Genomic DNA, 13,435 nt, shown 5'->3' on the forward strand with positions numbered 1-13,435 from the left:
CCGTCGTCCTCCGGCTTGACCGAAGGACCCGCCTCGGGCGTAGACCTCGACCCTTGAGCTGGATGGTCCGGTCAGGCCGGACCATGACGGGCATAGTTCTGACAACGATCCCGGCTCTCTCTCCGTCGCCGGGATGACGGCTTCCCTTCGGCGGGACCGACAGGTGACATCGATGACCGACCAGATCTGCATCTCTCCCGTCGACGGCCGCGAACTGGCCCGCCGGCCGACCGAGTCCGCCGCTGCGATGGAGGCGATTCTCGCCGATGCGCGGCGCGCCCAGCTTGAATGGGCCGAAGTCCCAATCGCCGAGCGCGGGCGCAAGATGCTCGTCTTCCTCGACGCGCTGCTGGGCCTCAATCAGCAGATCATCCCCGAGCTCGCGCTGCAGATGGGGCGCCCCGTTCGGTTCGGGGGCGAGATGCGCGGCGTGGAGGAGCGGGTGAAGCACTGCGTCGCGACCGCGGAGGCGTCGCTCGCGCCGATCGTTCCGGAGCCGAAGCCCGGCTTCCGGCGCATGATCAAGCGCACGCCGCTCGGCCTGGTGTTCGTGATCGCGCCCTGGAACTACCCGTTCCTGACGGCCGTGAACACGATCGTGCCCGCGCTCATCGCCGGCAACGCCGTGCTACTGAAGCACGCCGCCCAGACCATCCTGGTCGGCGAGCGCTTTCAGGAGGCGATGGACAAGGCCGACCTTCCGAAGGGCCTGTTCCGCAACGTGGTGCTCGACCACGAGCAGGCCGGCGCCCTGATCGCCGCCGGCGCCTTCGACCACATCAACTTCACCGGCTCGGTGGCGGGCGGCCGCGCCGTCGAGAAGGCGGCGGCCGGGACCTTCACGAGCCTGGGGCTTGAGCTTGGCGGCAAGGACCCCGCCTATGTGCGCGCGGACGCCGACCTCGACTTCGCCATCGAGAACATCGTCGACGGCGCGTTCTACAATTCGGGCCAGTGCTGCTGCGGGGTCGAGCGCATCTACGTGCACGAGAGCCTCTACGACCGCTTCGTCGCGGGCGCGGTGGAGCTGACCTCCAGATACGTGCTCGGAAACCCCCTCGACGACGCCACCACCCTCGGGCCCATGTCCGCCGCGCGCTTCGCCGAAACGGTGCGGTCGCAGACGCGCGAGGCGCTCCAGAAGGGCGCGAAGGCGCATCTCGATCCCAAGGCCTTCCCGGCGGACCGCGAGGGCACGCCCTATCTGGCGCCGCAGATCCTCACCGGGGTCGACCACTCCATGCGCGTGATGGTCGAGGAGAGCTTCGGGCCGGTCGTCGGGATCATGAAGGTCCGCGACGATGACGAGGCCGTCCGCCTGATGAACGACAGCCCCTATGGCCTCACCGCGTCGATCTGGACGCGCGAGGTGGATGTCGCCGAGGCGCTCGGCGACCGGATCCAGACGGGCACGGTCTATATGAACCGGTGCGACTATCTCGATCCGGCGCTGGCCTGGACCGGCGTCAAGGACACCGGGCGCGGGGCCTCGCTCTCCGAGATCGGCTTTCAGCTCCTGACGCGGCCAAAGAGTTTTCACCTGCGCGAGGCCCGATGATCCGGCGCGGCTTCGAATGAGGCTCGTCGTCCTCCGGCTTGTCCGGAGGACCCATCGACGGCGTAGCGCTCCACGCCCGGCATGGATCCTCCGGTCAGGCCGGAGGATGACGGCGGAGGATTTCCGGAGCGACCGACGCAGACGAACGTCCGAGAGACAGCAGCGATGACCGGCTTCACAGCTTCCTGGAACTACCCGACCCGCGTGCTGTTCGGCCCCGGCCGGATCGCGGAGATCGCCGACGCCTGCGCGACGGCCGGGATCAAGCGTCCTCTGTTCGTCACCGACGCGGGGCTGAAGGACGCCGACATCACCCGCCGCGCGCTCGAGCGGCTCGCGGGCGCGGGGCTTCACGTCTCGACCTTCTCGGACGTGAAGGGCAACCCGACCGGCGGAAACGTCGATGCGGGCGTCGCAGCCTACCGCGAGGCGGGCGCGGACGGGGTGATCGCCTTCGGCGGCGGCTCGGGGCTGGACGTGGGCAAGCTCGTCGCCCTGATGGTCGGACAAACCCGTCCGGTCTGGGACTTCGAGGATATCGGCGACTGGTGGACCCGCGCGGACGCCGACAGGATCGCGCCGATCGTCGCGGTCCCCACGACCGCGGGCACGGGCTCCGAGGTCGGACGCGGCGCGGTGGTGACCAATGAGGAGATCCACGAGAAGAAGATCATCTTCCACCCGAAGCTGCTGCCCGCGGTGGTGATCTCCGACCCTGAGCTCACGGTCGGCCTGCCGCCCAAGCTGACGGCCTGGACCGGATTCGACGCGCTGGCGCATTGCCTCGAGGCGTTCTCGGCGCCGGGCTTCCACCCGATGGCCGACGGCATCGCGGCGAACGGCGCGCGGCTCGTGAAGACCTACCTGCCGCGCGCGGTCGCCAACGGGGCGGACATCGAGGCGCGCTCCAACATGCTGGCGGCCGCCTCGATGGGCGCCGCCGCCTTCCAGAAGGGGCTCGGCGCCATTCACTCGATGTCGCATCCGGTGGGGGCCCTTTACGACACCCATCATGGTCTCACCAACGGCGTGGTGATGCCGTATGTGCTTCTCGCAAACCGGCCGGCGATCGAGGAGCGCTTCGGCCATCTCGCGCGCTCGCTGGAGATCCCGGGCGGCTTCGACGGCTTCATCGAGTGGGTGCTGCGCTTCCGGAAGGAGCTCCATGTGCCGCACGCGCTGGGCGAACTCGGCGTAGGCGAGGACCGCATCGACGAGCTCGCCGAAAAGGCCGAGCGCGATCCTTCCACCGGCGGGAACCCGCTGCCCTTCAAGGCCGCTGATTTCGCGCGGCTGTTCCGCGCCGCCATCCGCGGCGATCTCGACGCCGCGCGAGGCTGAGCGATGCGCCCTGTCCGGCTGCTCGTCGCGGAGGGCAATCCGCCCAAGATGCGCGAGCGGCACGCCGCCGTCTCCGGACGGACCCCGAGCCAGTTCTACGCGGACGTCCTTGCCATGCTGGCCGAGGACCTTGGCGTCGCCGCCGAGATCGACATCTGCTTTCCGGCCGACCAGGGCGCCAATCTGCCGGGCGGCGACCTCGCCGGCTATGACGGCGTCGCCATCACGGGGTCGGGCCTCAATCTCTGGAAGGCGGAGCCGGAATCCCTCGCCCAGGTGGAGTTCGCGCGGGCCGTCTACGCGTCGGGGCTGCCGTTCTTCGGCTCCTGCTGGGGCCTGCAGGTCGCGGCGGCGGCGGCGGGCGGCGAGGTGAAGCTCAACCCACAGGGCCGCGAGATCGGCATCGCGCGCTCGATCCGCATCACCGACGCGGGCCGCGGCCACCCTCTGCATGCGGACCGCACGGAGGTGTTCGACGCGCCGGCGATCCATTCGGACGAGGTCGCGGTGCTGCCGCCGAACGCCACCGTGACGGCGACCAACGAGCTCTGCGCGGTGCAGGCGGCCGAGATCCGGCATGGCAAAGGCGTGTTCTGGGGCGTCCAGTTCCACCCCGAATACACCTTCGCGGAGCTCGGCGGCATCCTGACCCGCTACACGCCGGTCATGCTCAAGGAGGGCTTCTTCCGCGAGCCGGAGGAGGCCGCCCGCTACGTCTCCGATCTTGTCGCGCTCGACGATGAGCCCGGGCGCAAGGACGTGGCTTGGCGGCTCGGGATCGCGCCGTCAGTGCTCGACCCGAAGGTCCGCAGGACCGAGCTCACCAACTGGCTGAGGTCCCAGGTGCTGCGGACCGCGAGCGCCCGCGGCCGCGCCTGAGCCGCTCAGAGCCCGTTGATCACCATGACGGCCAGAGCGCCGGCGCCCAGGAGCAGCGCGGCCGCGCCCGCCGTCTGGATCTGGCGGATCTTCTGGCTCTTGCGCGCCCTGGCGACTTCCTCGCGTCTCCCGAAAGCGCGCGGTTGTTCCTCGCCCGGTTCCGACTCCCGGTCTGGAAAAACCCGAAAGGTTCTCATCCTCGGTTCACTCCTCGCCGACGCCCGCTATGTGTGGCGCCGGCCCCGCTCTTTGGAGGGGTGATCGGTCGATAAGCGCGGGCGCTTCCGAGCGCTCCGCTCACACCGCCTTGAGCGCGATCGAGACGTCCTCGAGCAGATCGTCGCGGTCCTCGAGCCCGACCGAGAGGCGCAGCATCGCGTCCGTGATGCCGAGCTCGGCGCGCGCCTCGGGGGACAGCCGCTGGTGCGTCGTGGTCGCTGGATGCGTCAGGATCGACTTGGCGTCGCCCAGGTTGTTGGAGATCTTGGCGATCCGCAGCGCGTTGCCGAACCGGAACGCCTCGGCCTTGCTGCCGTCGAGCGTGAACGCCACCAGCGTGCCGCCGCCGGCCATCTGCTTCTTCACGAGCGCCGCCTGCGGGTGGTCGTCGCGCCCGCAGTAAACCAGCCGCTTCACCTTCGGATGATCGGCCAGAAGGTCCGCGATCGCGGCGGCGTTCGCCTGCATCTTCTCGACCCGCAGCGCCAGCGTCTCGAGGCCTTTGGCCAGGACCCAGGCGTTGAACGGGGATAGCGACGGGCCGGTCTGCCGCAGGAAGGTCTGCAGATGGTCCGTCACGAACTTTTCCGAGGACAGCACGACGCCGCCCAGCGTGCGGCCCTGGCCGTCGATGTGCTTGGTCGCCGAATAGACCACGACGTCCGCGCCGAGGCTCAGCGGCCGCTGCAGCACCGGGGTCGCGAACACGTTGTCCACCACGAGCAGGGCGCCCGCCTGATGCGCGATCTTCGCGATCGCTTCGATGTCGTAGACCTCGAGGGTCGGATTGGTCGGGCTCTCGAGGAAGAACGCCTTGGTCTCGGGCCGCGCGGCGGCGCGCCACTGTTCGAGATCGGCGCCGTCGACGAGCGTCGAGGCGACGCCGAAACGCGGCAGCAGATCCTCGACCACGTATCGGCAGGAGCCGAACAGCGCCTTGGCCGCCACCACATGATCGCCGGCCTTCACCTGGCACAGCATCGCGGCCGTCACCGCCGCCATGCCGCTGGCGGTCGCGCGCGCCGCCTCGGCGCCTTCCAGCGCCATCATGCGACGCTCGAAGGTCGAGACCGTCGGGTTCGAGAAGCGCGAGTAGATGTAGCCGGGGTCGCTGCCGTCAAAGCGCGCTTCGGCCGCCTCCATCGTGTCGTAGGCGTAGCCGGAGGTGAGGTAGAGCGCCTCCGACATCTCGCCGAAGGTCGAGCGGCTCTCGCCCTCGTGGATCAGCCGCGTGGCGGGACGCAGCGGGCGGTCTGTGGGGAGTCTTTCGCGGCTCATGATGCGACCTCGGACGGCGCCGGGCCGCACGTGACGCCCGATGCGGCCTACGCGCGTCCGGCCTTTTAGCTGGTTGTTTTAACGTGGCTGCAAGCCGGCCGGCCCAAAGAACCACGGTTGCGCCTGCGTAGGCCCGCCGGCGCTTGGCGTCAACGTCTCGTTCGCGTACAGGAACCCGGACGATGGCCCGGGGGACTGCGGTTTGCTGAACGGAGACGGCGCGCCGCTGGGCGGCATCCTGCCGAGCCAGGCGATCGAGCGGCTGATCACGGACGGCGCCATCGCGCTCGACCGTCCCGCGGCGCCTGACCAGATCCAGCCGGCGAGCCTCGACCTGAGGCTCGGCACGGTGGTCCATCGCGTGCGGGCGAGCTTCCTGCCCGGCGCGGGACGCACGGTCTCGGAGCGCCTCGTCGATTTCCGTCTGCACACGATCGACCTGTCGGACGGCGCCGTGCTGGAGACCGGCTGCGTCTACATCGCGCCGCTGATGGAGAGCCTTGCGCTTCCGGACGACGTCGCCGCCGCCACCAATCCGAAAAGCTCGACCGGGCGGCTCGACGTGTTCACGCGCGTCATCACCGACGGCGCGCGCGCCTTCGACCAGGTGCCGTCGGGCTATCGCGGGCCGCTTTTCGCAGAGATTTCCCCGCGCACCTTTCCGGTCCTGGTCCGCGCGGGCTCGCGGCTGAGCCAGCTCCGGCTCCGACGCGGCGAGGCGCGGCTATCCGATGCCGAGCTCGTGGCGCTCCAGAGCCGCGAGCGGCTCGTCGACGACGACCAGGCGGACGTGCAGGGCGGCGTGGCGGTCACGGTCGATCTTCAGGGCGACGGCGAAGGGCTCGTGGGCTGGAGGGGCAAGCGGCACACCGGCGTGGTGGACGTGGACGCGCCCGGCGCGCACGCGGTGGAGGATTTCTGGGAGCCGATCCGCGCCGGCCGCTCCGGGCTCGTGCTCGATCCCGGGCAGTTCTACATCCTGGCCTCGCGGGAGGCCGTCCAGGTGCCGCCGGACCACGCCGCCGAGATGACGCCCTTCGACCCGCTCGTGGGCGAATTCCGCGTGCATTACGCCGGCTTCTTCGATCCCGGCTTTGGCCACGCCGAGGCGCGGGGCGCCGGCGCGCGCGCCGTGCTCGAGGTCCGCAGCCACGAGGTGCCGTTCATCCTGGAGCATGGCCAGACGGTCGGACGCCTGGTCTATGAGCGGATGCTGGAGCGGCCTCGCGCGCTCTATGGCGAGCTCGGCGCCTCGAACTATCAGGGCCAGAAGCTGAAGCTCTCGAAACACTTCCGCCTGGCCTGACCGGCAACGCAGCGGCGGACCGCCGCGTCGCCAGGACATGGCGGGCGCCCCGGCCGCACCGGGACGCCCTGGGCTCAGATGACGCCGAGCGCGCGCATCGCCTCCGCCACGCGGACGAAGCCCGCGACGTTCGCCCCGAGCACGTAGTCGCCGGGCGCGCCATACTCTTCCGCCGTCTCGGCGCAGCGGTCGTGGATGCCGCGCATGATGGTGGCGAGGCGCGCCTCCGTCTGCTCGAACGACCAGCTGTCACGCGAGGCGTTCTGCTGCATCTCGAGCGCCGAGGTCGCGACGCCGCCGGCGTTGGCGGCCTTGCCAGGCGCGTAGAGGATGCCAGCCGCCTGGAAGATGCGGACGGCTTCGGGCGTGCTCGGCATGTTGGCGCCTTCGCCGACCGCCACCACGCCGTTGGCCACCAGCGTCTTGGCGTCCTTGCCGGTCAGCTCGTTCTGGGTGGCGGAGGGCATCGCGATGTCGCACGGCACGCTCCAGATCGAGCCGCCTTCGACATAGCGCGCCTGCTTGCCGCGCAGCTCCGCATACTCGGAGATGCGGGCGCGCCGGACCTCCTTGACCTCCTTGAGCAGGGCGAGATCGACGCCGTCCTCGTCCAGCACGAAGCCGTTGGAGTCGGAGCAGGCGATCACGCGCGCGCCGAGCTGCTGCAGCTTCTCCGTCGTGTAGATCGCGACGTTGCCCGACCCCGAGACGACCGCCCGTTTGCCCTCCAGCCCTTCATTGCGGGTCGCGAGCATGCTCTCGACGAAGTAGACCGCCCCATAGCCGGTCGCCTCGCGCCGCGCCTGCGAGCCGCCATAGACGAGGCCCTTGCCGGTCAGCACGCCCGCCTCATAGCGATTGGTCAGCCGCTTGTGCTGGCCGAACATGTAGCCGATCTCCCGGCCGCCCACGCCGATGTCGCCCGCGGGCACGTCGGTGTATTCGCCGATGTGCCGGTGCAGTTCGGTCATGAAGGACTGGCAGAACCGCATGATCTCGCCGTCGGAACGGCCGCGCGGATTGAAGTCCGAGCCGCCCTTGCCGCCGCCGATCGGCATGCCGGTGAGCGCGTTCTTGAACGTCTGCTCGAAGCCCAGGAACTTGATGATGCCGAGATTCACCGAGGGGTGGAACCGGATCCCGCCCTTGTAGGGGCCGAGCGCCGAATTGAACTGCACCCGGAAGCCGCGGTTGATCTGGACCTGGCCACGATCGTCCACCCATGGCACCCGGAAGATGATCTGCCGCTCCGGTTCGCAGATGCGCTCGATCAGCGCGTCGTCGGCGTAGTCCGGGTGTTTGGCGACCACCCGACCCAGACTCTCCAGCACTTCCCGAACCGCCTGATGGAATTCGGCTTCCCCGGCGTTGCGGGTCAGAACCTCGGCCAGGATCGGCTCGAGCTTTTCGTCGATATTGGACAGGATGCCCTCGCTTTAAGCAGGTGATGCAAACTTGGGCTTTTAGCCAGATCGTCCGGGGGACGCCAGAAGCCGCCGCCGCCCGCGCGCAGGCTGATCACGCAACGTTGTTTTCTGCGGTCTCCCGGCCCTCCGCCCGCCCGCCGTCCGCGAGCGCTCCCCGCCGGCGTCGCTGATCGACTCCCCTCCCGCGTCAGCTAGGCTGGGTCACCTCAACGAGGTGATGTCGCGGGCCAGGGGTTTCGTCAGCATCACCCGTTCAAGGAGCGCTGATGACTGTCGAGAGCGCCGGTCTGCTGCTCTTCAGACACGAGGCCGGAGCGCTTCTCGTGCTGCTGGCGCATCCGGGCGGCCCATTCTGGCGGCGCAAGGATCTCGGCGCCTGGTCGATTCCGAAAGGCGAGCTTCTCGCCGGAGAGGACCCGGAAGCCGCCGCGCTGCGGGAGTTCGCAGAGGAACTCGGCGCCGCGCCCGCAGGGCCGCTCGTCCCGCTCGGGACGATCGTCCAGCGCGGCGGCAGGCGGGTGCACGCCTTTGCGGCGGAGGGCGACTTCGACGTGGCGACGATGCGCAGCAACACCTTCGCGATGGAATGGCCGCCGCGAAGCGGAAGGATGCAGTCCTTTCCGGAGGTCGACCGGGCGGAATGGTTCGCGCCGGAGGTTGCGCGGGAGAAGCTGCTGACCGCACAGGCGGAGCTGATCGACCGGCTGGAGCGGACGCTGGAAGGAACGGCGGGGGGCGCTGGCTGAATTCGGCCTCTGTCAGGCGTCGCGCCAGGCCGAGAACGTCGCGGCCTGTCCGGCCGGCGCGCCGTCGCGCCCGACCAGCCGCCACACCACGCCGTCCTCGATCCAGAAGCGATGGCCCGACTTCGTCACCCTGACGCCGCGATAGCCGGCCGCGAAGCCATCGCGCGCGACGGCGTCCAGCAGCGCCTGGCGGGCCGACCGTTCCGGCGCTTCCGCGGAGAGGCGCGAGGGCAGCCCGATGAACTCCTCCCACGAATAGCCGAAGCAGCGCTGCGCCGTCCTGTTGGCGTAGACGAAGCGCGGGTCCGCGCCGGCGTCATGCGCCAGGACAGCGTAGGGCGCGCTCTCGTAGAGCCATGCTGCGTCGGCGCCCTCCGGCGCGAGGGCGCGACCTGCGAACAAGGCGTGGCTTGCGCAGAGGATTTCGAAGAAGCCGCGGTCGTGGCGCAGATCCGTCAACGCCCGACCTCGGAACGGTCCGGCTCGCGGAAGGCGAGGACTTCCGCCGTGTAGTTCTCGACCACGGCGCTGAACGGCATGCCGTTCGGCAAAGTGAGCACGGCGCGATGCTCGATGACCGTGCGCGGCGGCCGCAACTCGTCCTCGGCGGGCGCGCGCGCGCCCCGCTCCCAGCCATCGGGCAGCGGCGACCAGGCGAGCTTCGCCGACAGGGTGCGGCGGCGGAAATCGAGCGGGCGAACCGCGCGCCCGAAGGCGACGTCGCTCGTCTCGAGCGCCGTGTTCATCTCGGGCGTGAGCCGCGACGGCACATACCAGTTCTCGGCTTCGGAAAGGACGCGCTCGCCGCATTTGAGCCGGACATGCCGGTAGACGACGCGCTCGTCGGCGCCGACCTGCAGCAGGCGGCGCTGCTCCTCGCTCGGCGGCTTGGCCTCGGCGCGGTCGAGCTCAGCGACGATCTTGGCCGGCGAGGCGAGTTGATGAGCCGCGCACCAGCGATCGAGCGTCAACGTCGCGCTGTCATGGCTCAGCAGGTCCGCGTTGAGCTGCTGCAGCAGCGCGAAAGCCTCCAGCCTTCCCACGTAATCGCCGCGCCAGACCGGGCCTTCGGCGGAAGCGGGCGAGCCGAGCGCCCCGAGCGCGATGGCGAACACGCCGGCGGCCGTGGTGGTGAGACGGGTCATGGCTTGCTCCGCTGATCCATGTTGATCGTTCGCTCACCGCTCGAAGCGCGTTACGCAGGAGCATCGTCGGCCGCCGCGACAGTCGAACGATTTTCCTCCGCCGCACTTTCGCAACAAGGCCTTGCGAACCACCTAATCAGACCCGCACCACGCTGAAAGCGCCGATGACCGCCGCAATACCGTTCGACAACAGCTATGTTCGGCTGCCGCCTTCATTCTATGCGAAGGTGAACCCCGCCCCCGCTCGGGCCCCGCAACTCATCAAGCTGAACCATACTCTGGCGGACGAGTTGCGGATCGACGCGCGGGCGCTCGCCACGCCGGCAGGGATCGACGCGCTCTCCGGCAACGCCGTTCCGGAGGGGGCCGAGCCGATCGCGACCGCCTATGCGGGGCACCAGTTCGGCTCTTTCGTGCCGAGGCTCGGCGACGGACGCGCGATCCTGCTCGGCGAGGTGATCGGCCGCGACGGCGCGCGGCGCGACGTCCAGCTGAAGGGCTCGGGCCGCACCCCGTTCTCGCGGAACGGCGACGGCCGCGCCGCGCTCGGACCGGTGCTGCGCGAATATCTCGTCAGCGAGGCGATGGCCGCCCTGGGGGTTCCGACGACGCGGGCGCTCGCCGCGGTCACGACCGGCGAGACCGTGGCGCGCGAGCGGCCGCTGCCTGGCGCGGTGCTGACGCGCGTCGCCAAGAGCCACATCCGGGTCGGGACGTTCCAGTTCTTCGCCGCGCGGGGCGACGTGGAGGGCCTGCGGACGCTCGCGGATCATGTCATCGCGCGGCATTACCCGGGCGCCGCCAGCGCTGCGGCGCCCTATCGGGCCCTGCTGGAGGAGGTGATCGGGCGGCAGGCGCGCCTCGTGGCGCGATGGCTGCTGGTCGGCTTCATCCACGGCGTCATGAACACCGACAACATGTCGGTCGCCGGCGAGACGATCGACTATGGGCCGTGCGCCTTCATGGACGCCTATGATCCGGCGACCGTTTTCAGCTCGATCGACGAGCATGGCCGCTACGCCTACGGCAACCAGCCCATGATCGCCCACTGGAATCTCACGCGCTTCGCGGAGTCCCTGCTGCCGCTCCTGGCGCCCGATCAGGAGCAGGCGGTGGCGCTCGCGCGCGAGGCGCTGGCGTCCTTTCCGCAGACGTTCAACGACGCCTATGTGGATGGTCTCAGGGCCAAGCTCGGCCTTTTCGAGACGCGCGCGGGCGATGCCGCTCTCGCGCAGGACCTGCTCGACCTGATGGCGGCGAACCGGGCCGACTTCACGCTTGCCTTCCGGGGCCTGTGCGGGGCGGCGCGGAACGTCGAGGCCGACACCGCGCTGCGCCTCCTGTTCGGGGATCCGAGCGCCTATGACGGATGGGCGTCGCGTTGGCGCCAACGGCTCGCCGAAGAGGGCGGCGACGGCGCCGCGCGGGAAGCCGCGATGCGCCGCGTCAATCCTGCGCTGATCCCGCGCAATCATCTCGTCGAGGCGGCGATCGAAGCGGCGGTGGAACGACGGGACTTCTCGGTCTTCGAGGCGCTGCTGGACGCGGTGACGACGCCGTTCGAGGAGAGGCCGGAGCACCGGGCCTTCTACGACGCGCCGCCGCCGGCGCAGGGCTATCGGACTTTCTGCGGGACGTGACGCCCTAGTCGTCGTGGTCGATCGTGAAGCCGATCTTCAACGCGACCTGGAAATGCGCCACCTGGCCGTTCTCGACATGGCCGCGCGTCTCCACGACCTCGAACCAGCCGATGTGACGGATCGTCCGGGAGGCGTCCGCGATCGCGCTCCTGATGGCGTCCTCGATCGAGTCCGGCGATGAGCCGACGAGTTCGATGACCTTGTAGGTGTGCTTGGACATTCGGGCTCCTCGGGCAAGGTTGATGTCAGGCGGCGCTGCGCCTCAGCCTGCTAACTCCTGACCCGCCCGAGGGTTCATTCGGGGTCGGCGCACGGCCGACGCTCGAGCCGGAGGGGAACAGACCGCCGCCGATCCGGCTTGAGGAAGCGCACGCGCAACGCATCCGGCGTTCCCGGACCCAGCCAGCCGCGGCCCACCGCGCCCAGACAGAGATCCTCAGTGTCCCATCCCGTTCTTTTCACCCCGACCCGCATCGGCGGTCTCGAGCTCACGAACCGGATCGTGATCGCGCCGATGTGCCAGTATTCGGCCGAGGACGGGCGCATGAACGACTGGCACCTGATCCATCTCGGCCAGCTCGCGCTTTCGGGCGCGGCGCTGCTCACCATCGAGGCGACGGCCGTGCTGCCCGAAGGGCGGATCACCTATGCGGACGTCGGCCTGTGGGACGACGCGACCGAGGCCGCGATGGGGCGGACGCTGGAAGGCGTGCGGCGCTGGTCGGACATGCCGATCGCGATCCAGCTCGGGCATGCCGGACGCAAGGCGTCGACCGAAGTTCCGTGGAAGGGCGGCGCCCAGATCGCCCCGTCCGATCCGCATGGCTGGCGCACCGTGGCGCCGTCCGCCATGCCGTTCGCGGAAGGCGAGGCGGCGCCGCAGGCGTTGGACCGCGCGGGTCTCGATCGGGTGCGGGACGCCTTCGCGGCGGCCGCGAAGCGCGCGGGCAGGCTCGGGCTCGACGCCGTCCAGGTTCACGGCGCCCATGGCTATCTGATCCACCAGTTCCTCTCGCCGCTCTCGAACCGGCGCGAAGACGAGTATGGCGGCTCGCTGGAGAACCGGATGCGGTTCCCGCTCGAGGTGTTCGACGCGGTGCGCGCCGCCTTCCCCGCAGACCGCCCCGTCACCATGCGGCTCTCGGGGACCGACTGGGTCGAGGGCGGATGGGACGCCGAGCAGACGGCGGCGTTTGCGAAGCTTCTCGAACAGCACGGCTGCGCCGCCGTGCACGTGTCGAGCGGCGGCCTGCATCCGGCGCAACGCATTCCGGTCGGCCCGAGCTACCAGGTTCCGCTGGCGCGCGCCGTGAAGGCGCAGGCGTCGATCCCGGTGATCGCCGTCGGGCTGATCACCGGCTTCGAGCAGGCCGAAGCGATCGTGGGCTCGGGCGACGCGGACCTGATCGCGCTCGCCCGCACGGTGCTCTACGACCCCCGCTGGCCCTGGCACGCCGCCGCCGCGCTCGGCGGCCAGGTCCGCGCGCCGAATCAGTATCTGCGCTGCCAGCCGTCCCAGTTCAGGGGTCTGTTCGCCCGGAGCTGAGGCGCCTGCAGCGGGACTTTGAAACGCGTACGAGCCGATCGGGGGCGCCTGCCGCGCTGTCCGTGATGTCATGATCGCGCAGGGCTGCTCGCCCGGCTATGGCTCGGCTTACGCAATAATACTTACAACGAAAACGTTTGTAACGATTTATCGCAAATTGTTTGCCTGCTCAGCATTCATGTTGTGTATAGATGTTCGTGGGAACGCCAAGATCAACAAGGCGTCTTTCGGGTCTCCCTGATGTTTCGATGTCTTCCGGTCGCGGTTGTTCGCCCGGCGCATGCTGCGGCGGGTCGACAGCGCGCCCGGCGCCTTCAGGAAGGCGCTCGATTCGCCGCTTGGGTCGACGG

The 13,435-nt window shown here is 69.7% G+C and carries 13 protein-coding genes and 1 riboswitch; of the genes, 7 read left to right on the forward strand and 6 right to left on the reverse strand.

What is annotated here, in order from left to right; genetic code table 11:
* Positions 1-172: 172 nt before the first annotated feature.
* The 3 genes from GGR24_RS09810 to GGR24_RS09820 all read left to right on the forward strand — a co-directional run bounded on the left by GGR24_RS09810 (position 173) and on the right by GGR24_RS09820 (position 3,778).
* Complete coding sequence (locus tag GGR24_RS09810; RefSeq protein WP_183395144.1) at positions 173-1,558, forward strand: aldehyde dehydrogenase family protein; 1,386 nt, start codon at positions 173-175, stop codon at positions 1,556-1,558.
* Positions 1,559-1,723: 165 nt separating this feature from the next.
* Positions 1,724-2,899 (forward strand): iron-containing alcohol dehydrogenase, encoded by a 1,176-nt coding sequence (locus GGR24_RS09815; protein WP_183395145.1) that lies wholly within the window; start codon positions 1,724-1,726, stop codon positions 2,897-2,899.
* Between the two features lie 3 nt (positions 2,900-2,902).
* The gene (locus GGR24_RS09820) at positions 2,903-3,778 is read left to right on the forward strand and encodes a type 1 glutamine amidotransferase (RefSeq protein ID WP_183395146.1); all 876 of its coding nucleotides are present in this window, start codon (positions 2,903-2,905) and stop codon (positions 3,776-3,778) included.
* 5 nt (positions 3,779-3,783) lie between these two features.
* On the opposite strand, the gene GGR24_RS09825 is transcribed toward GGR24_RS09820, so the two are convergent.
* A complete protein-coding gene (locus tag GGR24_RS09825) occupies positions 3,784-3,975 on the reverse strand; it encodes a hypothetical protein (RefSeq protein ID WP_183395147.1) in 192 nt (63 codons plus the stop codon).
* A 100-nt stretch (positions 3,976-4,075) separates the two neighbouring features.
* Positions 4,076-5,275 carry an O-succinylhomoserine sulfhydrylase gene (locus GGR24_RS09830; RefSeq protein ID WP_183395148.1) on the reverse strand — a complete coding sequence of 400 codons (1,200 nt, stop codon included), beginning with the start codon at positions 5,273-5,275 and terminating at the stop codon, positions 4,076-4,078.
* Between the two features lie 45 nt (positions 5,276-5,320).
* A riboswitch (SAM riboswitch) is annotated at positions 5,321-5,400 on the reverse strand.
* A 77-nt stretch (positions 5,401-5,477) separates the two neighbouring features.
* On the opposite strand from GGR24_RS09830, the gene GGR24_RS09835 reads away from it, so the two are divergent.
* A complete protein-coding gene (locus GGR24_RS09835; RefSeq protein WP_281375328.1) occupies positions 5,478-6,581 on the forward strand; it encodes a 2'-deoxycytidine 5'-triphosphate deaminase in 1,104 nt (367 codons plus the stop codon).
* A gap of 74 nt (positions 6,582-6,655) precedes the next feature.
* Here GGR24_RS09835 and gdhA read toward each other — a convergent pair whose 3' ends face one another.
* Complete coding sequence (gdhA, locus tag GGR24_RS09840) at positions 6,656-8,005, reverse strand: NADP-specific glutamate dehydrogenase (RefSeq protein WP_183395232.1); 1,350 nt, start codon at positions 8,003-8,005, stop codon at positions 6,656-6,658.
* Between the two features lie 269 nt (positions 8,006-8,274).
* Between gdhA and GGR24_RS09845 the strand changes: the two genes are divergently transcribed.
* Positions 8,275-8,754, forward strand: a complete 480-nt coding sequence (locus GGR24_RS09845; RefSeq protein ID WP_183395149.1) for an NUDIX hydrolase — start codon at positions 8,275-8,277, stop codon at positions 8,752-8,754.
* 12 nt (positions 8,755-8,766) lie between these two features.
* Here GGR24_RS09845 and GGR24_RS09850 read toward each other — a convergent pair whose 3' ends face one another.
* Complete coding sequence (locus GGR24_RS09850) at positions 8,767-9,213, reverse strand: MEKHLA domain-containing protein (RefSeq protein ID WP_183395150.1); 447 nt, start codon at positions 9,211-9,213, stop codon at positions 8,767-8,769.
* Complete coding sequence (locus GGR24_RS09855) at positions 9,210-9,899, reverse strand: hypothetical protein (RefSeq protein ID WP_183395151.1); 690 nt, start codon at positions 9,897-9,899, stop codon at positions 9,210-9,212. Before GGR24_RS09855 ends, GGR24_RS09850 begins: the two co-directional genes overlap by 4 nt.
* A gap of 164 nt (positions 9,900-10,063) precedes the next feature.
* On the opposite strand from GGR24_RS09855, the gene GGR24_RS09860 reads away from it, so the two are divergent.
* On the forward strand, positions 10,064-11,539 hold the full coding sequence (locus GGR24_RS09860) for a protein adenylyltransferase SelO (RefSeq protein WP_183395152.1): 1,476 nt from the start codon (positions 10,064-10,066) through the stop codon (positions 11,537-11,539).
* 4 nt (positions 11,540-11,543) lie between these two features.
* Here GGR24_RS09860 and GGR24_RS09865 read toward each other — a convergent pair whose 3' ends face one another.
* Positions 11,544-11,759, reverse strand: a complete 216-nt coding sequence (locus GGR24_RS09865; RefSeq protein ID WP_183395153.1) for a dodecin — start codon at positions 11,757-11,759, stop codon at positions 11,544-11,546.
* Between the two features lie 219 nt (positions 11,760-11,978).
* On the opposite strand from GGR24_RS09865, the gene GGR24_RS09870 reads away from it, so the two are divergent.
* Positions 11,979-13,085, forward strand: a complete 1,107-nt coding sequence (locus tag GGR24_RS09870) for an oxidoreductase (RefSeq protein WP_183395154.1) — start codon at positions 11,979-11,981, stop codon at positions 13,083-13,085.
* The last annotated feature ends 350 nt before the right edge of the window (positions 13,086-13,435 follow it).

The organism is Hansschlegelia beijingensis (assembly GCF_014196425.1).
GTDB lineage: Bacteria > Pseudomonadota > Alphaproteobacteria > Rhizobiales > Methylopilaceae > Methylopila > Methylopila beijingensis.

What these genes read in the sequence shown, in the direction of transcription:
- GGR24_RS09825 (WP_183395147.1), bottom strand. Translation starts at nt 3,975, where the DNA reads ATGAGAACCTTTCGGGTTTTTCCAGACCGGGAGTCGGAACCGGGCGAG.
- GGR24_RS09820 (WP_183395146.1), top strand. Translation starts at nt 2,903, where the DNA reads ATGCGCCCTGTCCGGCTGCTCGTCGCGGAGGGCAATCCGCCCAAGATG.
- GGR24_RS09865 (WP_183395153.1), bottom strand. Translation starts at nt 11,759, where the DNA reads ATGTCCAAGCACACCTACAAGGTCATCGAACTCGTCGGCTCATCGCCG.
- GGR24_RS09815 (WP_183395145.1), top strand. Translation starts at nt 1,724, where the DNA reads ATGACCGGCTTCACAGCTTCCTGGAACTACCCGACCCGCGTGCTGTTC.
- GGR24_RS09860 (WP_183395152.1), top strand. Translation starts at nt 10,064, where the DNA reads ATGACCGCCGCAATACCGTTCGACAACAGCTATGTTCGGCTGCCGCCT.
- GGR24_RS09830 (WP_183395148.1), bottom strand. Translation starts at nt 5,275, where the DNA reads ATGAGCCGCGAAAGACTCCCCACAGACCGCCCGCTGCGTCCCGCCACG.
- GGR24_RS09855 (WP_183395151.1), bottom strand. Translation starts at nt 9,899, where the DNA reads ATGACCCGTCTCACCACCACGGCCGCCGGCGTGTTCGCCATCGCGCTC.
- GGR24_RS09810 (WP_183395144.1), top strand. Translation starts at nt 173, where the DNA reads ATGACCGACCAGATCTGCATCTCTCCCGTCGACGGCCGCGAACTGGCC.
- GGR24_RS09845 (WP_183395149.1), top strand. Translation starts at nt 8,275, where the DNA reads ATGACTGTCGAGAGCGCCGGTCTGCTGCTCTTCAGACACGAGGCCGGA.